Annotated in this window: 20 protein-coding genes; 6 read left to right on the top strand and 14 right to left on the bottom strand. The window is 57.8% G+C overall.

Annotated elements, in window-relative coordinates; all coding sequences use genetic code 11:
• Positions 1-175: 175 nt before the first annotated feature.
• The 9 genes from H7C19_RS11650 to H7C19_RS11610 form a co-directional block, all read right to left on the bottom strand.
• Positions 176-1261, bottom strand: coding sequence for a Gfo/Idh/MocA family protein (locus tag H7C19_RS11650; RefSeq protein WP_185142817.1), 1086 nt, complete (start codon positions 1259-1261; stop codon positions 176-178).
• A 104-nt stretch (positions 1262-1365) separates the two neighbouring features.
• Positions 1366-2679: an extracellular solute-binding protein gene (locus H7C19_RS11645; protein WP_185142816.1), complete on the bottom strand. Its 1314-nt coding sequence runs from the start codon at positions 2677-2679 to the stop codon at positions 1366-1368.
• A complete protein-coding gene (locus H7C19_RS11640) occupies positions 2676-4280 on the bottom strand; it encodes a response regulator transcription factor (RefSeq protein WP_185142815.1) in 1605 nt (534 codons plus the stop codon). Before H7C19_RS11640 ends, H7C19_RS11645 begins: the two co-directional genes overlap by 4 nt.
• A complete protein-coding gene (locus H7C19_RS11635) occupies positions 4273-6081 on the bottom strand; it encodes a cache domain-containing sensor histidine kinase (RefSeq protein WP_185142814.1) in 1809 nt (602 codons plus the stop codon). Before H7C19_RS11635 ends, H7C19_RS11640 begins: the two co-directional genes overlap by 8 nt.
• A 172-nt stretch (positions 6082-6253) precedes the next feature.
• Positions 6254-8050 (bottom strand): glycoside hydrolase family 66 protein, encoded by a 1797-nt coding sequence (locus tag H7C19_RS11630; RefSeq protein WP_185142813.1) that lies wholly within the window; start codon positions 8048-8050, stop codon positions 6254-6256.
• A 48-nt stretch (positions 8051-8098) separates the two neighbouring features.
• Positions 8099-8932: a carbohydrate ABC transporter permease gene (locus H7C19_RS11625; protein ID WP_185142812.1), complete on the bottom strand. Its 834-nt coding sequence runs from the start codon at positions 8930-8932 to the stop codon at positions 8099-8101.
• A gap of 13 nt (positions 8933-8945) precedes the next feature.
• The gene (locus H7C19_RS11620; protein WP_185142811.1) at positions 8946-9863 is read right to left on the bottom strand and encodes a carbohydrate ABC transporter permease; all 918 of its coding nucleotides are present in this window, start codon (positions 9861-9863) and stop codon (positions 8946-8948) included.
• A gap of 99 nt (positions 9864-9962) precedes the next feature.
• Positions 9963-11282: an extracellular solute-binding protein gene (locus H7C19_RS11615; RefSeq protein WP_185142810.1), complete on the bottom strand. Its 1320-nt coding sequence runs from the start codon at positions 11280-11282 to the stop codon at positions 9963-9965.
• 255 nt (positions 11283-11537) lie between these two features.
• Complete coding sequence (locus H7C19_RS11610; RefSeq protein WP_185142809.1) at positions 11538-12827, bottom strand: GNAT family N-acetyltransferase; 1290 nt, start codon at positions 12825-12827, stop codon at positions 11538-11540.
• 460 nt (positions 12828-13287) lie between these two features.
• On the opposite strand from H7C19_RS11610, the gene H7C19_RS11605 reads away from it, so the two are divergent.
• The 4 genes from H7C19_RS11605 to H7C19_RS11590 all read left to right on the top strand — a co-directional run bounded on the left by H7C19_RS11605 (position 13288) and on the right by H7C19_RS11590 (position 17253).
• Positions 13288-14541: an ATP-binding protein gene (locus tag H7C19_RS11605; protein ID WP_185142808.1), complete on the top strand. Its 1254-nt coding sequence runs from the start codon at positions 13288-13290 to the stop codon at positions 14539-14541.
• A 54-nt stretch (positions 14542-14595) separates the two neighbouring features.
• Complete coding sequence (locus H7C19_RS11600; RefSeq protein ID WP_221469200.1) at positions 14596-15456, top strand: immunoglobulin-like domain-containing protein; 861 nt, start codon at positions 14596-14598, stop codon at positions 15454-15456.
• A 172-nt stretch (positions 15457-15628) separates the two neighbouring features.
• Positions 15629-16171, top strand: a complete 543-nt coding sequence (locus H7C19_RS11595) for an RNA polymerase sigma factor (RefSeq protein ID WP_313731569.1) — start codon at positions 15629-15631, stop codon at positions 16169-16171.
• 137 nt (positions 16172-16308) lie between these two features.
• Entirely contained in the window at positions 16309-17253 is a 945-nt protein-coding gene (locus H7C19_RS11590; RefSeq protein ID WP_221469199.1) for a hypothetical protein, read from the top strand.
• 117 nt (positions 17254-17370) lie between these two features.
• On the opposite strand, the gene H7C19_RS11585 is transcribed toward H7C19_RS11590, so the two are convergent.
• Positions 17371-18003, bottom strand: a complete 633-nt coding sequence (locus H7C19_RS11585) for a TetR/AcrR family transcriptional regulator (protein ID WP_185142805.1) — start codon at positions 18001-18003, stop codon at positions 17371-17373.
• Between the two features lie 155 nt (positions 18004-18158).
• On the opposite strand from H7C19_RS11585, the gene H7C19_RS11580 reads away from it, so the two are divergent.
• The gene (locus H7C19_RS11580; RefSeq protein WP_185142804.1) at positions 18159-18728 is read left to right on the top strand and encodes a hypothetical protein; all 570 of its coding nucleotides are present in this window, start codon (positions 18159-18161) and stop codon (positions 18726-18728) included.
• Between the two features lie 20 nt (positions 18729-18748).
• Positions 18749-19411 (top strand): GNAT family N-acetyltransferase, encoded by a 663-nt coding sequence (locus H7C19_RS11575; RefSeq protein ID WP_246469444.1) that lies wholly within the window; start codon positions 18749-18751, stop codon positions 19409-19411.
• Positions 19412-19488: 77 nt separating this feature from the next.
• Here H7C19_RS11575 and H7C19_RS11570 read toward each other — a convergent pair whose 3' ends face one another.
• From H7C19_RS11570 to H7C19_RS11555, 4 genes are all read right to left on the bottom strand, one after another.
• Positions 19489-21549 carry an alpha-galactosidase gene (locus H7C19_RS11570; RefSeq protein WP_185142802.1) on the bottom strand — a complete coding sequence of 687 codons (2061 nt, stop codon included), beginning with the start codon at positions 21547-21549 and terminating at the stop codon, positions 19489-19491.
• A gap of 68 nt (positions 21550-21617) precedes the next feature.
• Entirely contained in the window at positions 21618-23264 is a 1647-nt protein-coding gene (locus tag H7C19_RS11565) for an ABC transporter substrate-binding protein (RefSeq protein ID WP_185142801.1), read from the bottom strand.
• A gap of 99 nt (positions 23265-23363) precedes the next feature.
• Positions 23364-24257, bottom strand: coding sequence for a carbohydrate ABC transporter permease (locus tag H7C19_RS11560; RefSeq protein WP_185142800.1), 894 nt, complete (start codon positions 24255-24257; stop codon positions 23364-23366).
• Positions 24258-24282: 25 nt separating this feature from the next.
• Entirely contained in the window at positions 24283-25260 is a 978-nt protein-coding gene (locus tag H7C19_RS11555; protein WP_185142799.1) for an ABC transporter permease, read from the bottom strand.
• Between the last annotated feature and the right edge of the window lie 99 nt (positions 25261-25359).

Genomic DNA, 25359 nt, shown 5'->3' with positions numbered 1-25359 from the left:
TGATGGCTACCAGGCACCTTTTTCTACGTGAACACGACTAGGAGCGAATCTCGCAATACAACTTTATCGAACCTAATGACGCACGCCGACTGCAACTAAACTTGCTAGAAGCATCCTACTCTACTCTACTCTACTCTACTCTACTCTACTCTACTCTACTCTACTCTACTCTACTCTACTCCTCTTTTCCGCCCACGGCCGACAGCTCCGCCAACGCGACGGTACGTTTCGCCTCGTGCGAGCGGACGATCGCCTCCAGCACCTTCTGGTTCTCGTACCCGGCCCTGAAGTCCGGCAAGCCGTCCGCCGACTCGCCGGAGAGCATCTCCGCGAAGTCCTCCCACAGCGCGCGGCGCGCGCGCGACGGCACCTGCAGCTTCTGTTCCGACAGTTCCCCGGTATCCGGGTCGAGACGGATCCAGATCACCTGCTCCTGCGCCAGCGTGCTCGCGTGCAACGTGCCGAGATCGCCGTAGATGGAGACTTCCAGCTGGTTGCCCGAGCCGATGCAGTTGCGCGACGTCTGGAAGATCCCCGCGGCCCCTCCGGTCATGCGCGCCTGGAAGCTGGCGAAGTCGTCGACCTCCACCTCCAGCATCTCGTCCGACGAGAGGCTCTTGCGTTCGGGAATCAACGTCTGCAGCCGCGCGGACAGCTCCTCGAACGGCCCGAACAGATAGTGGGCCAAGTCGATCATATGCGCGCCGAGATCGCCGAGCGTGCCGGTCCCGGTGACGGCCTTGTCGAACCGCCAGACGTACGGCACGTTGTAGACGGCGGCTCCCCAGCCCTGCAGATACTGCATCGAAAAGCTACGCACCGCGCCGATCCGTCCTTCCGCGAGCATCTCCCGCGCGAACCGGAACGCAGGCGTATAGCGGTAGCCGAATCCGATCAAGGCCGACACCGGATGCGCGTCATAGCGCGCCAGCAGCTCGGCCGCCTCCGCGAAGGTTCGCGTGAACGGCTTCTCCGAGAGAAACGGCTTGTTCGCCGCCAGGCAGACGGCCATAATGTCCGCATGCAGCACGTTAGGCGTGATCGAAACGACGGCGTCGACCTCCTCATCCGCGATCAACCCGCGATAGTCCGCATGCCGATGCGTCCGATCGACGCTGAGCCGCTCGCCCCATTCCGCTAAGGCCGCTTCCTGCACGTCGCAGATCGCCGCGATGCGGAATCGGGGCAGCTTTTCCAATTCTCTGACGTGGGCCTGGGCCATGCTGCCCAGTCCGATCAATCCCACCCGTATCGTATCCATCGACTTCGCTCCTCGCTCTCGTTTGCGGTCTCCATCCTTGTTCGCCAACCGGGCGAACATCCGAGGTCTCACTCTCCAAAACGCTCGATCTCCTGCTTCCGTACTTATCCGGGGTAGGCGAGCACCTGGTCGATCGCGGCGGACGCTTCGTTCAAGATGCCGCGCACGTCGCGAACGCCCAGGAAAATGTCTTCCATCGCTTCTTCGTAGATCTTCTCGATCTCGTTCCACCGGGGGAGCGGCGGCCGGTAATACGCATGCTCGATGCCTTTCAGGAAAGCGTCCATATACGTATTCGCGGCACCCGCCTCCTTCACGTCCGCCAACGCGTCCGCATTCGTCGGGATGAGCCCGGCGGCGAACATCGCGGTCTGCGTTTCTTTCCGCATCATCCAACGGATAAAGGTCCATGCTTCCGCCTTGTGCACGGTGCCGCGCGTCATGACCAGACTCTCCCCGCCGATGATCGGCCCGTTCGCCCCGTCCGAAGGGAAAGGCGCGGCCAGCGTCGTCTTCAGCAGATCGGCCTTCGGATTCGCGACGTTCATTAAGATGCTATAGTACCAAGGCCCCTCGTCCATCATCAGCACTTTCCCGCCCCCGGACACCTCCGACCACAGATCGCCGGCTCCGTTCAGCAGATTCGGGTTCAGCACCCCTTCCCGATAGAGGCCCGCCATCGTCTCGGCGGCCCTTATGCTGTCTTCGCTGTTCAGGTAACCGGCCGTCCTCGCGAAACGGTCGTCCGCCAGCTTGCCGCCAAGCGCGAAGAAGTACGGCAGCGACTGCCACATCTCAAGACCGGACATGCCCAGAACCAGATGCTGCTTGCGGGCGATCGCGACGAGGGTCCGCAGCGAATCGGGCGGACGCGTCAGACCCGCTGCTTCCAGCAGGGAACGGTTGTAGATCGCGGCCTTCACGTTCCGATTGAGCGGCAAGCCGTATGTCCGGTCACCGATCCGGTTCAGCTCCAAAAGCCGGGCGCCGATCTGGGACGCGACCTCGCCGTATCCCGGATAGCCGTCGAGCGGCTCCAGCAGCCCATGGCTCGCGAACCGGGGAATCCAGGCATAATCGAGCCGGACGACGTCCGGTGTCTTGTTCGCCGAGGCGCGGGAGATCAGGGCGGCTTGGTACTCCTGATTGGAGGATTGCCGCACCGACTCGATGCGGATTCCCGGATTCTCCCGCTCGAATGCCGGGATGACGCTCTCTTCGAACACCCGGTTCTCCTCGTCGCTATACGTGTGCCACACGACGACCGTCTTGACGGGCGCGTCGTCCAGCCGGCCGACGGCCGCTCCGTTCTCGATGATGCCGTTCTTCGCGCAGCCGCTCGCCAGGACGAGGAAGACAAGATAGCTTAGCGCCGTTCCCCCGAAGCGGCGCGCAGCGCGTCCGCGCCATCCGCTCATTCGCGTCCCTCCCCTTGGGCCGGCTCGACTGGCGTGGGCTTGCGCCCTTCCCGATCGTCGACCGGCTCGGCTTGGTTCAGCTTGCGCCCTTCCCGGTAGTCGACCGGCGCGCAGCCGGCGATCTTCTTGAACAGCTTGCTGAAGTACTTTACGTCGTTGAAGCCCGAGCGTTCGGCGACCTCGTAGACGCGCAGATCGGTATGGGTCAAGAGCGCCTTGGCCTGGTTGATGCGCAGGTCGATCACGTAGTCGATGAAGTTCTGGCCCGTCGTTTTCTTGAACAAGATCGAGAAGTAGTTCTTGCTCACATGGACGGCATCGGCCACCTGCTGCAGCGTCATCGCATCCAGATAGTTCGCGCGGATGTAGGCGAGCGCGATGTCGATCGGATGCGACGCGGCAGCCGCGTCGAGCGTCCGCGAGCCGAGGCCGCTGAGCTCCGACATCTGCTCCTTCAGCAGCTGAGCCAGCTCTGCGAGCGATTCGGCCTGGAACAGCCGTTCGAACGATTCGACGAGCGCATACGGGTCGACGGTCATCTTGAAGCGCATGGAGAGTACCCGGCAAGCGTTCTCTTTCAATTCCGAAGGCGAGATGCCGCCGTTCGCCCATTCCGCCTGCCATAGCGCAAGCTGCCGTTCGAAGGCTTCGTCGCCCGCCGTCAGCCCCTTCACCCGGTCCGGCAGCCGCTGCTCTCCGTGGGCGCGGCTGCGGTCTCCCGCATAGACGTAGAGCCCTTCGCCTTCGAAGAATCCCCGTTCGCAGGCGGTCATGCTCTCCCGGAAGCAGGCCGGAACGGCGGATAGGCCATCGCCCGTCACCCATCCGAGCGTGACGCCCAGCTCGGCCTCTCCCGCCAGCTCCTCGCGCAGCCGCGCCAAGGATAAGGGAGCGTCCGCTTCGCCCGGCAAGAGCAGGAACAGCCCGTTCTCCGCGGTCGTCAGCGCGATGCCTTCGGGGACCCGCGCATAGAACGCTTCGGACAATTGATCCAACAAGATCGACTTGTACAGGTAACCATACGTCTCGTTCAAATCCCGAACGCGGTTCAGCTTTACGCAGGCTGCTTGAAAAGGCCCTTTCAGCCAAGACGGATAGGCATGCTCCGCGATCGCCGCCTCCGGCTTGACGAGATACCGTTTGAGCTCCTGTTCGTACCGCTTGCGCAGCCGCATCCGCTCTTCATGTCCGGCCTCCCGGAGCCGGACGCCCAGCCGCTCGTCCTCCCGTATCAGCTCCTTGCATTTGCGTAGAATCGAGATCAGCTCCTCCGGCTCCAGCGAGTGCTTCAAGATGTAGTCTACGACGCCGAGCTTCAACCCTTCGCGCACGAACGCGAAGTCGTTGTGGCTGCTGACCAGGACGACCTTGATCCGCGGATACTGCTGCAGCGCATGGCGCGTCAATGCCAATCCGTCCATCACCGGCATCTTGATATCCGTGATGAGGATGTCGACCGGCCCGGCGGCGAGACGCTCGAGCGCCGCCGCTCCGTTGGCGTAGTCGCCGACGACCTGCATGTCTTCCTGCGCCCAATCGACCGAAGCTTTGATGCCGAAGCGGGTTACCGGCTCGTCGTCCACGATCATGACGTTAAGCATGCGCTTCTCCCTCCTGTCCCGACGCCTTCGGATACAGCACGATCCGGACGACCGTTCCTCCGCCTTCGGCTTCGCCGATCGTCGCCTCGGAGCCCCGGTCGAAGTACAACTCGATGCTCTCGACGACATGGCGCAGGCCGATGCCGGTCTGACCCGCGCGGACCGTCTCGCGGATCGAGCGAATCATCCTCGCCCGCTCGGGCGTGAGTCCGATCCCGTCATCCTTCACCGTGATGACGACGGCTTCTCCCGACATTTTTGCCTCTATGGCGATCTCGCCGCCCGTATCCTTGGGGACGATGCCGTGGAAAACGGCGTTCTCCACGAGCGGCTGAATCATCATGCGCGGAATGACGAAGGCGGCGGCTGCCGGGTCTACTTGCGTGTTTAGCCGGAAGCGGCGGCTGTACCGGAGCTCCAGAATCGCCAAGTACTTCTCGATGATGTCCAATTCCTCCTCGACGGTGACGAAGTTCCCTTTCTTCCCCATGTTCGCTTCGAGCAGCCGGATCAGCGCGGAGATGCCTTCGTAGGCGCTGGCGGATTGATCGTACTTGATCAGCCAACGCAGCGTCCCGAGCGTGTTGAACAGGAAGTGCGGATTGATCCGGTGGGCGACCGCCCGCAGCTCCGCGTCCTGCTTTTGCCGCTGCTCCCGCGTGACCTGCGCCATCAGCCGTTCGACGTCGGCGATCATCCGGTTGAACTGGCGGCTCATCAAGCCGAACTCGTCGTGGGTGAGCACGTGGGTGCGGGCGGTGAGATCGCCGAGCTGGACCAGCTTCATCTGCCGGGTCAGCTGCTTGATCGGACGCGTGACGCGTCCCGCGATGGCGAGCCCGATCAAGATGCCGATCAGCGTGAACGCGCCGAACGACAGGAGAATATGATTGTGCAGCGTATCCAGTTTGTCCGTGATCTCGTGGATCGGCACCGTGCCCACGATGAGCCAGCCGTTGGCGAGACGCTGCTTGACGCCATAGGAAGGCACGCCGTCGTCGTCGAACTCGAATTCAACCGCGGCGTCGCCCGTAATCTTCGCGAGCAGTCCGGCGTTGGCGACCGGTTTGTTGATCCGGTCATGGTTCGCGTCCACCATGATACGTCCCTCTTCGTTCACCACAAAAAAACCGCCGGTCGCGCCGAGCTTCATGCGCGAGATGTTGTCCAAGATCTTGCGTCCGTTCAGATTGACCAGAACGTAGCCGATCGTCTTCATCGTGTCGAAGTCCTTCATGATCCGGGCGATCGGCAGCACCAGCTCCGTGCTGTCGCCGCCGCCGCTGAAGCGGTCGTCCTGCAGGCCCAGCCAGACGAGGCCGCCGTCCTTCGCCTTCGCCTCCCGGGTCCAGTCGAGGGCGTTCAAGTCGTAATGCGACAGCTTGATCCGGGAGAATGTCCCGCTCCCCCAGCTCTCGTCTTGATTCTTGAGCACGTAGACGATATTCACGAACGAGCTGGAGTAGACGATGTTGTTCAGAAAGCTCTCCAGATACCGCTCGTTCTCCCGCCACGCCTTCAGGTTCTGACTGGCGCCGCCGCTGTTCGCCACGACGTTCTGGATCTTTAGATCGCTATAGATCAGATCGGAGACGTCGCTGCCCGCGTTGAGGATGAAGGAGAGGGAATCCGCCGCCTGCTGCGCGATCTGGACGGACGATTCCCGGACGTTGTTCTTCACCGTGCTGTTCGAGACCAAATAGAAGGAGGCGCTCGTAAACACAGCCGGGAACAAGATCGCGACGACGAACGCGACGATCATCCGCGTCGCGAACCGGTTGAAGATCCGAATGTTGCCCATCCCAGCGCCCCCCTTTCTGGCTCAAGTGTACTACAAAAGCCCGGGATCGGCGTATGCTAGCATTTTCCAAATCGGATCCCCACGCTCGCCGTCGTTCCGGCGACGAACGCGCGATGCCGTCCGATCGCCCGGCGAGGCGGACAGCGCCGGCAACCGCCTTTATCCGCGTCCGTTAAGAACCCTTGTATTCGATGACGACCATGTCCCAATACCGCAGCTTCGGCAGCGTCAAGCGCAGCGATCCGCCCTCCTGCTTAAAGCCCAGTTCCACTGCAGAACCGCCGTAGTAATCCGGGGTCGCCATCCACACCTTGCCGACTTTGCGGTCGGTCCGGACGGCCAGGCGCACGTTCTCCTTCACGGTCGGCTCAGCTTGCGTCCCTTTCGCGTCGTTCCAATTCATGCCCTTCGCGTCCGCGAAGTTGATCAAGTGGAGCATCACGCGGTCGTCCTTCCGCTTGGCGAAGGTCCAGATCTTGCCCGCTTCCGCCTCCCGGGACAAAGCCGTACCCGAATCGTCCGTCACGTCGACCTCGGCATCCTCCGCTCCGTCGCGAAGCAGGTTCTGGTAGCCGGTCAGAAAGTCATAGAAGGCGATCAGATCCCGCTCGAGCGCCGGCGTCACGCTTAGGTTGCGATGGGGGAAATACTCCTTGGACAGCATGTTCTCTCCCAGCTCCAGGTGGGAAGCGCCGGAAGCGAAGATGACGGCGTCCGCCAGCAGAACGCCGGGCCGGTTGAATTCCCCCTTGCGGTCGGACAAGTCGTAGTTCATGTACGCGGCGAGCACCGTGTTCAGCTTGCCGTCCGACAGCTTCCGGTTCTGGTCGACGATCTGCTTCAGGTTCTTGTACTGCGGATGGCTCTCCCACACCTCGGTGTACAGAAACTTGACCGGCGCCTGCTTGGCGATATACGGCTGGGCGAATTGGCCGACCGCGTTCATGACGTAATCGACGTCGAGCCCCTGCTTCGCCGCCTGCAGGAAAGGCGCGTACGTCGCGGCCAGATTGACGCTCTTGCCGGTCGCGGTCCATCGGGCGCCCCGGTCGCCCAACTGGTCGACGTGCCAGCCGTCGAACGGCAGCAGCTCGAACGCCTTCCGCTCCTTGGCGATGAGGTACTGCTGCCAATCCGGATTGGACGGGTCCATCAATAGGATATCGCTGGCCCAACCGTCCGGGAGCGGATGCCGGTCCTGCGTCTCGCCGGTCGGATCCTTGAACAGTCCCCACTCCCGCTTCACGCCGTCCCGTTCCGCATCCTCGTAGGCGCCGAACAGCAAGTTGTAATTCATCGCCTTCATGTTCTTGCCGTGCGCGAGCGCGATATAGTCCCGCATGGTCGCAAGCGACACTTCGCGTCCCGCGATATCGGACCATGCGGCGGCAGGCTGGCCCGCCTCGTCCGTCTTGACCGGGTCGTGGTGCTTCCATTGCCAGTCGTAGAATTGGAGGCCGTTGAGATGATAGCGGTTCAGCCGGTCGATGACCGCTTCCCGATTCGCCCGCTCCATGGACATGAAGTCGGCCAAGTAGCCGTAGCGCGGGAACTTCCCCCAGTCGGACGAAACGTCGACCGCGATCGTGCGACGGTCCGCGAGATGGCCGTCCCGCTCGAGGAAGATCTCCGTCATATAGCCGGTATAGTCGTCTGCGGGCGGCTTCCATTCCCAGACGAGCTCTTTCGCCCCCTTCACCGGCATCTTCGTCTCCCCGACGACGCGGTCCAGCTGCTTGTAGCGGACGACGAGCTTGCCTGAAGGGGCGTCCCCGTTCAACTTCATCGTGTAACGGACGGTCTCGCCGGGCGCATACCGGGCTTTGTCCGTCGATGCGTCGCCGAGCAGGCTCGCCTCCGGAACGTCCTGCGCGCGGATCGGAGCGGTACGCTCGCAGGCGGAGAGAGGGACGGTCAACGCCAGCGCGACGGCAAGCAAGCCGACGGCGCGTTTGCTAATGTCGTTCATGATCGCATTCCCTTCTCTATCGAATCTCTAGACGGCCGACGGCCGCTTTTACCCTTTGACCCCGCCTTCGTTGAAGCCGGACTGCACGAACTTCTTCTGGAAGGCCATGTAGATGAGGATGACCGGCAGCAGGGCGATCATCGAAGCGGCGAAGATCTGGCCGTAATTGGTGGCGTACTTGTCGTTGAACATCAGGATCGCGATCGGCAGCGTCCGCAGCGCTTCGCTCTTGATCAAGGTGAGGGCGAGGAAGTACTCCTCCCACGTGCCCTGGAAGATGAAGATCGCGAGCGTCCCCATCGCTGGCAGCGATTGGGGCAGATAGATGTTCCAGAAGATGCGCCAGCTGCCGCCCCCGTCGATCAGCACGGACTCCTCCAGCTCCTTCGGAATGCTCTCGAAGAAGCCCCGGAGGAAGAACATGTTCCCGACGACGCCGCCGGCAATATAGATCAGCCACAGCCCCCAATACGTATTGACGAGGCCGAGGCCCTTGATCGTGACGAACTGCGGAATGATGTTGATAACGCCCGGAATCATCATGGTCAGCAGGAAGATGCGGAACACGAATTCCTTGCCTGGGAACGCGAACCGGGAGAATCCGTACGCGGTCAGCGCCCCCAGGAACAGCGAACCGACCATGGCGACCGACGTGACGATAACGCTGTTCATGAAGTAGGTCGTGAAGTGATTCTTGTTCCACACCGTCGCGTAGTTCGTGTAGTTAGGCGTGACGTGGAACACCTCGTCCGGCTTCGGCAGCGTGTTCGTGCCGAGGAAGAAGGTCGTCAGAATCATGTAGACGAACGGGAACAGGAACAGAAGGGCGCCGAGAAGAATGGCCGCGTAGACCGCGATTTTGCCGAGCAGCGATGTTTTCATGTGCGCGCCTCCTTTAGAACATTCTCTGCTTGCCGATTTTGGTCATCTGCGAATACGTGAGCAGGAATACCATGATTCCCATCATGAAGCCCATCGCCGCCGCCGGACCGAACTTCAGATGCTCGAACGCTTGGGTATAGATAAGGCTCGGGATGACCTGGGTCTGGTCCATCGGCCCGCCTTTGGTGATGAAGTACACTTGCGGGAAAAAGCCGAACGCTCCGTTCACGAGGTTGATGACGACGAAGATGCTGATCGGCTTCAGCAGCGGGATCGTGATGTGCCAGAACCGCTGGCCCGCGTTCGCCCCGTCGATATCCGCCGCTTCGTACAGGTCCTTGGGGACGCCCTGCAAGGCGGCCATGTAGATGACGACGCCCCAGCCGACGGTCTTCCAGATGTGGAACAGCCAGATCATGATCATGGCCGACCAGTAGTTGCTGCGCCAGGAGATCGCCTGGGGCAGGAGCCCCAACTGTTTGTGCAGGATGTAGTTGACGAACCCGCCGTCGCCGTCCGCGAACAGGTACTTGAACAACAGGGCGATGATGATCCACGACGTCACGATCGGCAAATAGTAGATCGTGCGGAAGGCGATCTTGTACTTGACGAACTTGGCGTTGATGAGCACCGCGAACAGGATCGCCAGGAACCAGTTGACCGGCACGGTGGCGATGACGTTCAGGAACGTGTTGCGCAGGGCGATCCAGAACTTGCCGTTCGGGTCCTGGAATACCTTGGCGTAGTTGGCGAAGCCGACCCAGTCGTTGCTGGCGTTCGGCATGATGCTGAAGTTCTGGAAGCTGATCAGGATATTCTTGATCATCGGATAAAGGACGAATACGGCCGTTCCGATCAGCCCCAGCGCGATATACGGCAGCACGGCCATCCATTGTCTGAATCCGATGGCGAATCTGCTCTTCGGGGACACGGCGCCCACCTCTCCTCTTCGAAGCTCCGGAACGGCCGCCTCGCCGCGAACGCGGTCGGCGTTCGGCGAAGCGGCCGCAGCACGAGCAAGGTGCCTAGCTTATTTCAAGAGCGCGTCGATCTGCTTGGCCGCTTCGTCCAGCGCTTCCTTCGGCTTTTTCTCGCCGCGGATCGCCTTCTCGAAGCTCAGGTTGAAGATGCCTTCCATCTCGCCCCACTGCGGGATCGGCGTCCGCGGCAGCGCCGTCTCGAGCTGCTGCACGAACTCGCCGACGAACGGGATGTCCATCTGCTTCATCGCTTCGGCCGCCGCTTTGTTGGACGGGATCAAGCCGACCTCGGCCATGATCTTCTGCGGCTCTTCGGTCATCATCCATTGGGCGAACGTCCAGGCTTCCTTCGGATGCTTCGAATTCGCGAACACGACCAGATCCTCGCCGCCGATGACGGACCGGCTGCCGCCCGCGCCCGCAGGCATCAAGCCCCGCACGGTCTCCGCCATCGGATCGAACTTCGCGTCCTTCTCGTTCATCAGGATGCTGTAGAACCAGGGACCGTCGTCCGTCATCAGGTAGTCCCCGCTCTTGAGGCCGTCCCAGACGCCCGGCTCGCCGCCCAGCATCGTCGGGATGATCAGCCCTTTTGCGTTCCAGGACACCAGCGTCTCCAGCGCCTTCACGCTCTCGGGACTGTTCAGGAAACCGTCGGACTTCGTGTAGTCGTCATTCGTGATCTTGCCGCCCAAGCTCCAGAACCAAGGCGCGAGTCCCCAGGCGTTCACCCCGGATACGCCGAGCCCGAACTTGCCCTTGCTCTTCAGCGTCTCGGCGGCCTTCACGAGTTCGTCCATCGTCTTCGGCGCTTCCGTGAGACCCGCCTCTTCCAGCGTCTTCTTGTTGTAAATGGCGACTTTGGTGTTCGTATTGACGGGGACGCCGTAGTAGGCGCCGTCATAGAAGTTGGTCGCTAGCGGTCCGTCGAACACGTTGGCCTTGACCTCGTCGAACCCTTCCAGGTCGCTCAGTTTCGCCAAGGCGCCCTGGGAGGCGAACTCCGGGACCCAGACGATATCCATGCGCATCAGGTCCGGCGCCGCGTCGCCCGCCACGCCCGCGATGACCTGCTGCTTCAAGCCCTCATAAGGCATGCGAGTCAGCTGCAGCTCGATATTGGGGTACGCCTTCTCGAACGCGGGCTTGATCTTCTCGGTCAGCACCTTCTCCTCTTGATCGCTGTACGTGTGCCAATACTCGAGCTTCACGCGGTCCTTCGGCGTCTCCGCGCCGCTGCCGCCGCTGTCGGTCGCGCCGGCGCTAGGGCTCGCCGCGGCGTCTCCTCCGCCGTTGCCGTTTCCGCTGCCGCATGCCGCGAGCGAAGCCGCCAGCGCAGCCGCCATGACCCCGCCGAACACTTTTCTCATGCTCCCCATCTCTCTTCGAGCTCCCTTCGGAATGGATTACTCCGTCATTATGACGCCGATTCCGAGCAAGGGTAACCGCTTTCAATCCCATCATGGTGTAAGATTTATCGCTCTTGCGCCTCTACGGACGTCTGCCGGCGGACGCATGGTGTACGATCTACACATGGGATGCCAAATAAAAGACACCCCGGCAACGGAGAGGCGCTCTCCCTGCCAGGGTGTCTCGGTTTCTTGCATAGGGTTCGTCTGGGCCTCTTAGCCTTCGGCCCCCAGCCGCAAGACGTATTCTTCGATCTCCTCGCCTCGCGCGTTCGCGAATCCCCGGTCTTCGCTTACGATCTTGAACCCGTTCCGCTCCAGCACCTTGAGCGAAGCGAGGTGGTCCTTGGCCGCGCGGGCGAACAGCGGACGCTCCTCTTGCACGCGCAAAAATTGCGAGACCGCTGACGTCGCCACGCCTTGTCCCCAAAACGCCCGGCCGATCCAGTAGGTGATCTCCGTCTCGCCGAAGGACGGGTAGCTGAGGATGTGCCCGGCCGCTTGTCCGTCGGCCAGAACGGTCCTGGCCAAGATTCGTTCATCGCCCAAGAGCTTGGTCCAATGCGCAGCGAAAGCCGGCTTGTCGTGCGGGTCCTTCGCCGTAAAGGCCGCCATTCGATTGGCTTCTTCATCTAACTGATGTTCGTAGAAGATCGGCAGATCCGCCTCCACCACTTCCCGGAGCGTCACCTCGGTCATCATTCGCCCCGCCTCCAGGCGTTCCCGGATTAGCGCGAGCAGCGTCGTCTTCTCTTCGTCCGGGACCCCTTCGGCCAACCTCGCGGCCGTCACGGCCAAAAACCAAGATTCAATCTCCGCCATCGTAAGGTCGGAGCCGGCTAGATATTCCGCCAGATAGACTTCGCGGATCCGCGTTCTCGTCCGATTCAGCGCATCCCTTATGGGCACCGGCGTGTCTTCCGGCAACGTCCCATAAGTCAGCAGCAGCAACGTACGGGCGACATCCCCCGCCGGATGGCCGGTCATGCCGTTCATCCAGTCGATCGTCCAAGCGCGCTCGCCTAACATGATGTTGTCGGGATGGAAGTCGCCGTGGCACAGCGCGGACGCGGCGGGCAGCTGCGATAGGTTGCCGAGGATATCGGCTTTCTCCCGTTCGGACAGCCGATCGGTATGCCGAATCTGCCGTGCCAGGTAGTCGGCCTGGTTCAGCAAGCCCGATTCGCCCGGCACGTTGCTGCCATGAATGGCTAGGTGAAGTTGCGCCATCCGGCGTGAAAGGTCGTCGAGCGCCTCCGGCTCGGCGATCATCTGTCGAAGCATGGCCACGCCGTCGATCCGCTCGAAGACGATCCCCTGCCTGCCGTCCGCTTCCGCACGCTCATAGACTTGCGGCACGTCCAGGTCCATGGAAGCGACGAATCGGCTGACCCGGTATTCGTACCGAACGTCCTCCTCCGGTATGAATGCATAGTACAGTTTCAAAATACGGTCTTGACCTTGCGCGAAGATGGCCGCGGTCCGGCCTTCGCCGATCGGCTGCATGGGCGCCTCCGCTCCTTTCCAATCGTCAATCTTTCCTCGCTTAATAATTCTGCGGAGAAACGCCGACTCCTTCGATGACCTCATGAGAGAATAGGAATAGGATTGCGAGAGTAACAACAGGAAATAGAACAGTTGGTCGGGAGGAGATCCATTATCGCAGGGGCTGATCCATCATCTGGAGCTCTACGTCTCCGATTTGCGGCGGACGATCGATTTTTGGGTTTGGTTTTTGGAGGAGATCGGCTATCGTCCTTACCAGGACTGGGAGGAATAGACGGATCGACCTCGCGTCTTCCGTATTCGGAGTCTGATATTCGTTGAACAGGCCGCCGTTTTTTGGGCAGTCTGTTGTTTTTTTGCTATCGCGTCCCGTTTGCCGGTTCATCTTAGAAGGAAGAAGTAGCACAGCGCCGAATACTAGAACTCAACATTCTTTTCAAGCTGGCGCGGGGGAACAATAATGTTATACATAAAAGACATTTTATTGCAACTACTGTTCGCTTTGACGCCCTTTGTTCTGTACAACATCTACTATCGGGATAAAGCCATTAATTATTCAAAAAACTTTATCATAATTACGTGTATGATCTGCCTATTTATGTCGATGACCTTTCCTTCAAGCGTAGAAGAAGGAATCATATTCGATATACGCTATGTGATCATGTTTTTCGGAATGGTTTTCGGCGGCATGGTTACAGGTCTTATACTGCTTATCGAGTTCACGACGTACCGCTTGTTGTTGGGCGGCGCCGGATTGTTTTCGGCGATGGTTATTCTCGCGTTTACTTTTAGCTTATCCATCCTGCTTTCAGTCCTATACCGCCGCCATTCGGAGTGGCGAAAGCTAATCATTTTTATGGCGGGGATCAGTTTTTCCGTTATTCCTATTTGCGTAATGCTGGTCACCAAACATCATTATGTGATCGAGCACTTGACATTCAATATCCTAGCTATGCCAGTACAAAATTGCCTCGGTATTTGGTTATTATTTTCCCTATTTAATAAGGCTGTTTCAGACAAACAGCTTTACCTGGAATATCTTCGAAGCGAGAAAGTCGACACCATTAATCATGTCGCCGCCTCACTTGCCCATGAAGTTCGCAATCCGTTGACTGCAGTTATCGGTTTTTTAAAAATCATTCGGAATGATACGATATCCAAAGAAAAGACCAATCACTTTATTGATATTTGTATGGATGAAATAAAGCGGACCGAGATCATCCTTTCCGAATATCTTTCCATTTCTAAACCTAGTAAACAAGTATATGAACCAATTGATCTTACGAGGTTGTTGAACGCAATCGTCGACATCATGACACCATACGCGAACATGAATAACGTCCATTTAGTCACTAGCGATTACGGGCAAGAAATCAATGTTTCTGCAAATCCAAATGAAATGAAGCAATTGCTTATTAACTTTATAAAAAACGCGATAGAGGCGTGTACTTCCGTCTCTAATGGGCAAGTTTCCATTCGCGTTTACCGCGAGTCCCGTTATGCGAAGATAACGATACTTGATAACGGGATCGGTATGAGTAAGGTGCAAGTTGACCGGCTGGGAATCATTTATTTTTCGACAAAAACCAAAGGCACCGGAGTTGGGCTAACGTATTCTTATCAATTAATACGTTCAATGAAAGGCGATGTATCTGTCCAAAGTGAACCAGGAAAAGGGACTGAATTCATCATTTCGTTACCTTTGCTCGACTGATTTAGCAAGTTGGAACACGATCTCCGGGGGGTGACTGCGTTGCGAAAAATGCTTATGGTTATCGCATTGAGTTTGGTGTCGTCAGGTTGTGAAGGTCAACCACGCTCGGATTCGGTCAGCACTCCATCTGTAGTTGTAGATACAACTGTCGCTCAATTAATAGATACGGTCGGCAATCCAGATCAAGTGAAACGCTCTGCCAGGCTCCCTCGGGAGCAGGCGTTAGCCGCCGCTAACGATTACCATCCGACAACAGGGAAATGGTTTGAAGAGGAAAACGGATTCAATCTCATTACTTCCTACTCTTCCGGAGACACGGAAGCAGATAGTCAAGTTGTGGCTGCATTAGGTATGATTCCAGACGGGCGGTCTGTGCGGTTTCAATTGACAAGCCGGGACCAAACCGGAAAACGAGTCGAACAGATTGCAGAATACGTGGCAGATCATAAAAACACGGTTGATGGACGACTTGATTTTTCACACAAAATGCCCGTACATCCGGATACAAATTATCTCCTTAGCATAGAAATTCTTTCTCCCGAGGGACTTGTGGAAGACACTTTTATCTCTCCCCTTTTTGTCCCCCCCAATGAACTGAATGCTCGTCTCAACTTAAAACCGCCGGCAGCGGATGCAGGACAAACAGCGTTATCCATTTATAATGCAGGACCAACGGATTTATATTTGGGGTATGGATACGGTATCTATAAAAAAGAGGCCGCCGGTTGGAAGTTGGTGCCGAATGAAATGGCGGTACCGGCTGTTGCCACTATCATACCGCCTGGTGGATCTTTTAAGGAAGAGGTCTGGATTACCCGAAAGCTCCAACCCGGACAGTATCGTCTCGTGAAGCAAATCGAAGGAAACCAAACCCCTTTGTCTGCCAAGTTGGCTGCGGATTTTGAAGTGTCGTAGAACAAGATGTCCGCTCCCGCTGCAACGTATTACCCCGAAAGGCCTGCAGAGAAGTGCAGGTCTTTTTGTACGGAATTTATTCCTGAAATTTTGAAAGTTGGCTGAATGTTGATTGAACGAAAATTTCTTTATTTGGGAACCAATTGTTCGCTGCTTGAGTCTAATTGGTGAGGTGAAAGCAGTGGAGCACGAATTTTTGAAGCATATGACGACGATGGACGACGCGTCGTTGCGGGACATTATGGCTCAATACGGGAGCGATATTTGGAATTACGCCTATTTCTTGACCAAGAACAGGGAGCTTGCAGACGATGTTACACAGGATGTCTTTATTAAAGCGTACTACCGCATCGAAACGTTCCGGGGACAATCCTCTTTGAAAACATGGCTGCTGACGATTACGAGAAACACGGCGTTCCGCTATAGGCGCTCCACCTTTTTCCGCAAGGTGAATCTGTTTGCATCGATTACGTCCATCCAATCTGGCCGTTCGGCCGAAACCGAATATATGGAGGACCGGTATGTGGACGACATCTGGGACGTGATTATGAAACTGCCAGACCAATATCGGGAGGTATTGGTGCTTGATATCCGGTACGAGCTGTCAACGGAAGAAATGGCGAAGTTGCTGAACATTGCTACGGGTACGGTCAAATCCCGGTTGCATCGCGCCCGGGAAAAAGTAGAGCAGAACCTGAAGGAGGTGCGGTCATGAGTCATGACAAACCTGCGTGGTATGAACGCGCACGCAAAGGGCCTTTTGTCGGCAACTCTTTCGATGCGAGGGCGCGGCAGGCAATCGAAAAACGAATCGCCGGTAAGGGCGATCCGAGGAGACGAAAGAGCGCCGCGGTGGCGACGTGGCTCGTCGGAGCGGCAGCGGTGCTGCTTGCTGTCTTTATCGTCGTGCGGCTTCAGGACGCGGTGCCATCCGCCCCCTCGGGGAACCACCCTGTTGTCGGCGCAGGAACCGAAGGCAGCGGCAAGAACGAAGGAATTTCTGCCGCCGTTGTACGGGCGGAAGGAACAGCGGAGACGGGCAAGCTGCAGGTCGTGCCGCTGAACGGGGAAAAGCAGGAAACGCTCGGCGCTGCGAGCTGTATGGGCAAAGAGACGGATATGCAATTTCAAGGCAGCTACCGGGTCGTATATACCAGAGGAAAAGAAAGCGGAGTCGTGATTGACGAACTGCCGGAAATGACTTTCATCCAGCCCTCGGCGGACATCGTACAAATGACGAAGCTGGCGTTTGCCGATGCCGACGTCTTTCTGCTCGTTCCGCAGTATGCCGATTGTCACGGACTGAACTTCTATGCCTATGCCGTTGACAAGAACGGCGGCGAAGCATTCCCGCTTTCTTTCCGAATGGCGGACGGAACGGAATCGAACGCCTCGTATTATCCGCCTGGCGAGCTGCCTGCAGTCCGTGACGGACAGCTCGTTTTGCCTTCTGGCGAAGGACCCGGAGGGGAGACCGCGAACGGTCCGCAAGACCGGATCTTCGACTTAAACTTATCGGAAAAAGCGCTGGTTCAGTCGCCAGCCGCCATGGCCGGCGACGTGACCGGCGATTCCGGCAAAAAGGCGCTAACGCGTTCGTTCGTCTTTAGCGGTCAAACCTATACGATCCCCTATCCGGGCGACTACGCCGAATATTTCGTACACGCGGCCGAGGCAAACCTCTTCCAGATCAAGGCCGGCACCAAGAAAAAGTTGACGTCATTCCAAGAAGACGAGAAGGGCATTCACTATGTGAAGGACGGCAGAACATTTACGGCAGTTCCATCCATCTTCTGATTTATTCCACTGAACTGCCCGTTAGGTAAAGAAGGCTGCTGATCGTTATGATCGGCAGCCTTCGCCGTTCATTTCCTGCTAATCATAGTCTGGAACTGCATCAGTTGAACGGACTCTTCAGAAGGCAGATTCGTTTGGGCTCTCGCCCTGATCCCCCTGCTGCACCTGTCCCACTAACCCATAAAAGAACAACTCCATCAATTGCTCGATACTCCGGGTTATGCGTTCTTGATTCGATGCCTCCCAATGCCGGCCCAGCTCATTCTTGAACATCGTGAAGTAACGCATCGTCATCTCTTCCGTTTGACCTTTATGGATATAACCCTCTTGCTTCCCAAGCGCGACAAACTTCCCAAAAAAGCGCACGACCTTCTGTTCGCTGTAGTTCTCCATCATTTGCATCAATCCGCTCAACTCAGAGGATGGGACCTTTGGAAATTCATCCGCTAACATGTTTAAGTTTTTGGCTTCCAACAGCATGATTTCTTTCGTCTTCACGGGAAAAGACAGCCCGGAATCAAGAATGTTCTCATACAGCGCTAGCTGCTTGTCCATCCAGTTCATCAACGTATCGGCATAGAGCCGTTCTTTTGTACCGAAGTAGTTATAAATGGTAGCTGGGGAAACCTTCGCTTTATGCGCAATCTCATTCACGCTGACCTTCTGAAAGCCATGTTTGGAAAACAACTCAAACGACACGCCGTATATTTGTTCCATTTTTTTCTGTTTCCGTCTTTCATAACCATCCATCTTCTCCACCTCATATGTAGTGTAACTCAAGTTTTATAGTAATTCAATGAAATGAGTATAAAACTATTGAATCCTTGAATCTACATAGTTATAATGATTTTATAGTAATTATATACATTTAGTACATAACTATATAAACGGGAGTGTGTAATGAAATGAGATTAATACGAATCCCTTCTTTTTTGCATGATGTTTTTGGCGAGATACAGTCTATTGGGTCTATTCTGGCGATACTGCTTTTTGGCGGAACGCTGACTACTTCGTTGTATTGGATTTTCCCCGAAATGACCCGCCATTTGCCGGTATGGCGCAGCGCTCTGGCATTATTATTGACATTCGATATTTTTTCCGGCTGCATTGCCAATTTTACGGCTTCAACAAGCAACTTTTATGAAGCGAGAAAAACGAATCGAATCGTATTCATTGCGATACATCTCCATATCGTGCTTGTTGCGCTTCTTCTCCATACTGATATTTGGCATTCGGTAGGGGTATGGGCGTATACGATTATCGGAACTTTTGTCGTAAACGCCCTTATCGGAAAGCAATCGCAACGATTTGTTGCGGGCTTGCTCCTGTCTATTGGCCTGGGCTGCATCCCCATGCTGCCGGGAATATCGCCCTATATGCTGATCATCAGTTTATTGTTTATGCTTAAAGTGTTATTTAGCTTCGCCGTTGATCATTATGGTGAATCGGAACGCATTAGCGGTGAAGAAGCATGAAGGCTTCGCCTAGAATATCCATGATATCCAAGCTGTCAAAGTCGGACAAAGCCTTCTTCGTTGCGCTCATGAGCAAGGCATTTTCCCGAGATCCATTATTCCTCTATTTATTCGGCGACTCCGAGCTCGATAACACAGCAAGAAGTCGTGTAAAATCTTTTGTATCCTTTATGTTCGATAAGAGCTTTTTGCTCCATGAAGAAGTGTGGGGATGTTTCGAAAATGAAAGCTTGCTCGGCGCCTATATCGTAGAGAAGCCGCGTGCAAACCAGCTTCAGCGTATATGGGGAGGCCTGTTGCTCATCGGAAGGCTGGTTCCTTTGTTATTTCGCATGTCCGGAAGAACGTTGCATCTCCTTAACGCCTATATGCGAGTCACAAGGTCATCTTCCGCTCCTCCATCGGCGCATCACTACCTCATCATGATCGGCGTGGAACCGGAGATTCAGGGCAAGGGCGTCGGCAAAGCACTGCTGAACCATCTGTTGAATAGGGTCAATGCGGATAAGACCTCCCTGGGAGTCGCGCTGGATACGGAAAATAAAGAGAACGTATATCTGTATCGAAGATTTGGATTTGCCTTAAGTAGAGAAACGAGTTTCGACCGTCTACCGGTCTACTGCATGTTCTATCAAAAAAACATTTCTTGCCTCGAAGATTGGAAAATCAACATCAATAATTAACAGAGCCTGGTTAAAAAACAGGGGCTATCCCTCAGCCGTATGCATGGCTTGGGATAGCCCCTTTCGTATGCGTGCCGTCACCCCTCGTCCCGCAGGCGGAAGAGCTTCGATTCGGCCGGCAGGAGCGGTACGCGCCAGTCGCCGGACAAAATGGTCTGCGTATGCGCCCACAGGTCGGCGCAAGACCAGGTCTTCGTGGGGTTCAGCCCCATGCGCGCCAGATCGACGGAGATCTCGGCCGGCCGATCCCGGTCGTAGTTGAACACCGCGACGTACGTCTCCGTTCCCCGATCTACCCGATCGTGACGATAGAATACCTGCGTTGCCCGGTCTCCGACGTCGCCGGAGAGCGGCAGGAACGTCTCGCCCCGCCGCGCGATCGCGATCGGCGCTTGCTCCGCCAGCCATACGCGCGCGCGGTCTCGGGCTTCCGATATGCGATAGTCGTCGCCCATGAGCAGGAGGGTTCCCGCGATCAGCGAAGCATTCAGCCGGCTGCGCCCTTCGTGTTTGGACGTCGGCGGATGGTTGTAGCTCTTGTGCAGTACGGTATGGTCCGGATCGTTGAAGGCGTACAGCGTGCGGTGAATCCACCAACCGTAGGTGAGCGAGTTCAGCATGTAGGCCGTATCCTTCAGCTCGCCGAATGCGTCGCAGGAGATGCGGCGGCCGTGAGCGTAACCATGCGGGAACAGCGGCGCGATGGACAGATGGATGAAGAACGGCCGGCCGATCTTCGCCGGATCGAGATGCGCGAGAATCTGCCGCATGCCGTAGTTGTACGCCTGAACGCCCGTCTCGATCTCCGGCAGGAAGTGGCACCCCTCCAGGGCGCCGTGACCCATGAAGTCCAGCTTGACGTATTCGAAGCCTTCCTCCACGAACTGCTGCAGCGTCCATGCCGTCCGCATCAAGTTCCCGGGGTGGCTCGGGTCGATCGCGAGCCCTCCGTCCAGATCCGGCAGCACCCGGCCCGCCTCGTCGCGCAGCAGCAGATCCGCGTACGTATAGCGGCCGTCCGTCCCTTCCACCAGGCGATTCGCTGCCTCCTCGACGGTTCCCCAATAGGCGAACGGCGTCCAGTACGTCCCGGCCTTCTGCCCGTTGGCGTGCACGTGGGCTACCGCGCCACGCCGCTCCTCTTCGCTCAGATTCGTCCAGAACGAATCAAAGTTCAGATACGTCGTATCCCGGTCGTGGAAGCCCTTCCCTTGCATCTCCCGGATAAAGTCGGACGCTGTAACGTAGCTGTCGTACGTGAGCTCCCCGCCTACCGCCGACCAGCTGTTCCAGCCGAACGGGACGGGGCCCTCCCACGGCAGCGCCGGCACGACGCGCGCGTTGGCGTCCCCGAATGCCGCGAGCCCCGCGCGGTAATCCGCGAACGCGCCCGCGAAGACGTCCGGCGAGGAGACGACCGCTCCCGTCACGAACCCGTGCGGCAGCGTGTCGCGGGTGTAGTCGCCGGCCGCTCCGCCGTAGACGGCCAGCCGATCCACCGTGCGATCGGACATGCCGAACACTTGAATGCCCGTCTTCCAAGTCTCGTGCGACACGGATCCGAACACGAATCCGCGACGGTCGTTCTCCCGATAGACGGCTGTCGCCTCGTAGCTCTCCATCCGGTCCGGCATCGCCACCGACGCGTAACGCACCCATTTGTCGTTGTCGAACGGCACGAGCAAAGCGAGCAGCGGATCTCCCGCCGCAGCCTCGCCTTCCAGCCGCAGCACCCCGTTGTCTTCCCCGTCCCGCCGCTTCGCATAGATCGGCGCGATCTCGTTCGTCGACAGGCGATCCGCGACAATCGCTTCCAATCGGATCAGACCGTACGGCAGCCCTTCGTAGACGCGGAATACTTGCCGAAGCGTGATCTCTCCGTCCAGCTCGTGAATGACCGATAGCGCGACGCCTTGGCCGAACGCGTCCGCCGTCTCCTCGATCCGGCAGGACCGACGGCGCGCGTCCGCCGTCGACCGCATGACGCCTCCCAGAAGTACCCGTCCGTACGCGCGGCGAAGAGAGCCGAGACCGTCCCATTCGATGGAGAAGCTCCCTTGTTCCAGATCGCATGCGATGCGGATCCGGCCGTTGTCGATCGCCGCTCTATTCTCTTGTTCCGTCCTGGCGATGCTCATCCCGGATTCCCCCAATTCTTCATAGCGGAAGGCCGGGCAAATATCGCGCCGGCCTCCGTCTCGATGATTTACTGCCACAAGCTCAAGCGCTGTTTGTAGTTCTCGTTGATGATCTTCTCGACCTTCTCGCTGCCCGCCGCTTTCATGTCGGCCAGCATCTTGTCGAAGATGGCGTTGGCTTCCGCATCGGTCTTCGCGATGATCGCTTTGGTGACCGATTGCGTCATGATGTCGTTGACCTTCTGCGATAGGAGCGCTTCCGGCGTGCCGCCCTGCGGACCGAGATTGTCGTACGTGTCCGTGCGCCAGGTCGAATCCGCGAGATTCTTGATCGCCATCTTGTCGACCTCGTTGCGTTCATACCGGCCGGCCAGGTCGTATACCGTGCCGTCGGTTCCTTTGCCGCCCTTGATGAACCAAGTCCATTTGCGGATGCCGCTCGTCTTGGAGTAGTTGGTCCAATCGTTCTTGAAGCCCTCCAGCACTTCGGGACGCGGCACGTGCTTGCCGTCCTTCATATCCCAGTACTTGCCTTCGACGCCCCACATGAGCAGGTATTGGCCTTCTTCGCTCGCCAGGAAATTGATGAACTTCATCGTGCGCTCAGGATCCCGGTTCGCCTTCGTGATGCCGATCGCGTCCCAGCCGAGGGAGCCCTTCGGACCGTAGGTCGTCTTGGCCGGATCGACGCCCGGACCGACGACTTTGTACGAGAAGAATTGTTTGTCCGGCCCGCCCGCCTTCTTCAACGCCGTATTGGCGTCGCCGAGATCCCAATACGCGCCCGGCGTGCCGAACACCGCGCCGGAGGACAGCTTCTGCAGCCAGGCTTCCTTCTTGTTGATCGCCCAGTCCGTATCGATCAGACCTTCCCGGTACAGCTTGTTCATATAGAGGATCATCTCGCGGTACTTCGGATCCTCGACGTCGTACTGCAGCTTGCCGTCCGTCTCGAAATAGGTCTTCAAACCGAACATCCCTTTGAACGTACCCGTCACGGCGCCCATATTCGAGCCGTCCATCGTCAGCGCGACCGTCGGCTTGCCGTTGATCGTCGGATACTTCTCCTTGAAGCGCTTGAGCAAGTCCTCGAATTCGTCCGCCGTGAACGGCTGTCCGCCCTCCGCCTTGTCCGGCGCCAGCTCCGTCAGCACGTCCTTCTTCAGGTTGAAGCCGAAGACCGGCTCCCCTTCCTCATAACCGTACCAGTTCGACAGGTAGTAGTTTTTGCCGTCCGTATAGCGCGTCTTGTTCAGTACGTCGCCGTACATCTCCTTCACGTCCGGCCCGTATTGCTCGATCAGGTCGTCGAGCGGCAGCAGCGCGCCAGCGGCGATATACTTGTTCACGATGTCGCTGCTGCGGTCCATGAGCACGAGATCGGGCAGGTCGTCGCTCGCCAGCATCAGATTGAGCTTCTCCGCGGGATTGCCGGTCGGCTGCTGAATCTCGACCGTGACGCCCGTACGCCTCGTAATCTCTTGGGCGACGTCGTTGGTGAACGCGTCCCCGGTGTTCTTGTCGAAGAACGTCAGCTTGATCGGCTTCAGATCGTCGCCGCTGGCGGAAGCGCTCTCGGACGCGCCGGAGCCGGTAGCTTGCGCGCCACTGCCGCCTGCGTCGTTCCCTCCGTTCTTGCCGCTGCAGCCCGCCATGAGCGCGGCGGACAAAGCCAGACTCAGCGAGACGGTACCCCATTTTCGAATTGCGGACATCCGAATGACCCCCTATTGGTTGAATAACAGCTTTACGTCATTCCGCGCCTGGCGCGGTCTTCCCGCTTCGCCGCTCACCTCCCTCATGGACGCCGCCTCTCAGCTCTTCACCGCGCCTAGCGTCATGCCTTTGACGAAAAAGCGCTGCAGGAACGGGTAGACCAAGATGATCGGCAGCGTCGCCACCATCGTCGCGGCCATACGTATCGTATCCGAAGATACCGCCGTTCGCTTGGCCGAATCGGCCATTTGGCTCGCGCCGGAGGTGAACGACTGCGTCTGGTACTGGTTCAGAATCTTGACCAGCACGGCCTGCAACGTCTTGAGCTGGGGCTTGTAGGTGAACACGTAAGAGTCGAACCAGGAATTCCAATGATTGATGGCCGAGAACAGCCCGATCGTCACCAGCACCGGGACGCAGATGGGCAAGACGATCCGCCAGTAGATCTGGACGTCGTTGGCGCCGTCAATCTTCGCCGACTCCTCCACCTCGGCCGGCAGCTCTTGCATGAACGTCCGCACGATGATGACGAAGAAGACGTTCATCAGATTGGGCAGGATGTACACCGCGAACGTGTCGATGAGATGCACGCTCTTGAGGATCATGTAGTACGGGATGAGTCCGCCGCCGAAGTACATCGTGAAGATGAAGAACAGACCGATGGCTCTCCCGCCGACCAGGTCGCGCTTGCTGAGCGCGAAGGCGAGCAGGCTGATGACCGCGACGGCCAGCGGCGTGCCGACGAGCGTCCGAAGGAAGGTGACCTTGATGCCGTTCAGAATCTCTTGGTCTCTTAGAATCTCTTGATAGCTCGCGAAGCTGATGTCCCGCGGCCACAGATAGATGCCGCCCCGCACCGCGTCGGCCGCGCTGTTGAGCGAGAGGACCAGGATGTTCCAGAACGGGTAGAACGTGATGACGAACACGAAAGCCAGGAACAGATAGACGAAGCTGAGATAAGCGCGATCGCCGGCGCTCTTGAACGTGAACATGATGAAGACCTCCTCTCGGCCGGAATCAATAGAGCGATTGCTGGTTCACCCGTCTGGACCAGGCGTTGACGAGCATGACGAGCGCGAAGGCGACGACCGACTTGAACAATCCGACCGCTGCGCCGTACGAGAACATGCCGTTCTGCAGGCCGTACCGATACGTGTACGTGTCGATGACGTCGGAATACTGAAGGACGGTCGTATTCTGCAGCAAGTACTGCTGGTCGAAGCCTGCGTTCAGTACGTTCCCGACCGCCAGGATGGACAGGATGACGATCGTCGGACGGAGCGCCGGCAAGGTGACGTTCCACGTCTGGCGCCAGCGGCTGGCCCCGTCCACCCGTGCCGCCTCGTACAGCTCCGGATTGATGCTCGCGATGGCGGCGAGGTAGATGATCGCGTTGAAGCCCATGTCCTTCCACGTGTTGGAGAGCGCGATGATGCCCCAGAACATGTGCCCGTTCTGCAGGAACGTGATCGGCTTCTCGATAAGATGAAGCGACAGGAGCAGCTCGTTGATCGCGCCTTGGGAGGCGAGCATCGTCACGATGATGTTCGCCGCGATGACCCAGGAGATGAAATGGGGCAAGTAAGACACGGTCTGCACGAGGCGCTTGAACCACCCTCGGCTCACTTCGTTGATCATCAGCGCGAGCAGGATCGGCGCCGGGAATCCGATGAGCAGCGACAGCAGGCTCTGGGCGAGCGTGTTGCGCATGACGAGGTAGAAATCCCCGTTCGTGAAGAAATAGTCGAACCATTCCATGCCTACGAACTTGCTGTGGAAAAACTGCGAGAAAAAAGATCCCCCTCCCGGCGAATAGCTGATAAACGACATATACAGGCCGAACATCGGACCGTACGCGAACACCAGCGTGCACAGGAATGCGGGCAGAATCATGAGGTACAAATATTTCTGCTGCTTCATCCGCTTCCACTTGCTCGGTCTGGGGGTGTCCGCGGCCTTGCCGGGCGTCGGACGCCGTTCGATTGATGCCTCCATGAAAAACCTCCTGTAGACGACGGCCTCATCTGTCTGCCCGTTTGCGTATCCTCATTATAGGGGGGGCTCTCGGACGGATTCTATATCCCGATTCTCGAA

Origin of the sequence: Cohnella nanjingensis (assembly GCF_014212125.1) — a bacterium.
GTDB lineage: Bacteria > Bacillota > Bacilli > Paenibacillales > Paenibacillaceae > Cohnella > Cohnella nanjingensis.
This window is presented reverse-complemented; position numbering and strand designations above follow the sequence as displayed.

Excerpts from the sequence above, each read along its gene's own strand:
- H7C19_RS11610 (WP_185142809.1), bottom strand. The coding sequence starts at position 12,827 with ATGCAGCCGATCGGCGAAGGCCGGACCGCGGCCATCTTCGCGCAAGGT.
- H7C19_RS11600 (WP_221469200.1), top strand. The coding sequence starts at position 14,596 with ATGGTTATCGCATTGAGTTTGGTGTCGTCAGGTTGTGAAGGTCAACCA.
- H7C19_RS11625 (WP_185142812.1), bottom strand. The coding sequence starts at position 8,932 with ATGAAAACATCGCTGCTCGGCAAAATCGCGGTCTACGCGGCCATTCTT.
- H7C19_RS11555 (WP_185142799.1), bottom strand. The coding sequence starts at position 25,260 with ATGGAGGCATCAATCGAACGGCGTCCGACGCCCGGCAAGGCCGCGGAC.
- H7C19_RS11640 (WP_185142815.1), bottom strand. The coding sequence starts at position 4,280 with ATGCTTAACGTCATGATCGTGGACGACGAGCCGGTAACCCGCTTCGGC.
- H7C19_RS11650 (WP_185142817.1), bottom strand. The coding sequence starts at position 1,261 with ATGGATACGATACGGGTGGGATTGATCGGACTGGGCAGCATGGCCCAG.
- H7C19_RS11635 (WP_185142814.1), bottom strand. The coding sequence starts at position 6,081 with ATGGGCAACATTCGGATCTTCAACCGGTTCGCGACGCGGATGATCGTC.
- H7C19_RS11615 (WP_185142810.1), bottom strand. The coding sequence starts at position 11,282 with ATGAGAAAAGTGTTCGGCGGGGTCATGGCGGCTGCGCTGGCGGCTTCG.
- H7C19_RS11585 (WP_185142805.1), bottom strand. The coding sequence starts at position 18,003 with ATGGATGGTTATGAAAGACGGAAACAGAAAAAAATGGAACAAATATAC.
- H7C19_RS11580 (WP_185142804.1), top strand. The coding sequence starts at position 18,159 with ATGAGATTAATACGAATCCCTTCTTTTTTGCATGATGTTTTTGGCGAG.
- H7C19_RS11645 (WP_185142816.1), bottom strand. The coding sequence starts at position 2,679 with ATGAGCGGATGGCGCGGACGCGCTGCGCGCCGCTTCGGGGGAACGGCG.
- H7C19_RS11570 (WP_185142802.1), bottom strand. The coding sequence starts at position 21,549 with ATGAGCATCGCCAGGACGGAACAAGAGAATAGAGCGGCGATCGACAAC.
- H7C19_RS11605 (WP_185142808.1), top strand. The coding sequence starts at position 13,288 with ATGTTATACATAAAAGACATTTTATTGCAACTACTGTTCGCTTTGACG.
- H7C19_RS11575 (WP_246469444.1), top strand. The coding sequence starts at position 18,749 with ATGATATCCAAGCTGTCAAAGTCGGACAAAGCCTTCTTCGTTGCGCTC.
- H7C19_RS11560 (WP_185142800.1), bottom strand. The coding sequence starts at position 24,257 with ATGTTCACGTTCAAGAGCGCCGGCGATCGCGCTTATCTCAGCTTCGTC.
- H7C19_RS11565 (WP_185142801.1), bottom strand. The coding sequence starts at position 23,264 with ATGTCCGCAATTCGAAAATGGGGTACCGTCTCGCTGAGTCTGGCTTTG.
- H7C19_RS11630 (WP_185142813.1), bottom strand. The coding sequence starts at position 8,050 with ATGAACGACATTAGCAAACGCGCCGTCGGCTTGCTTGCCGTCGCGCTG.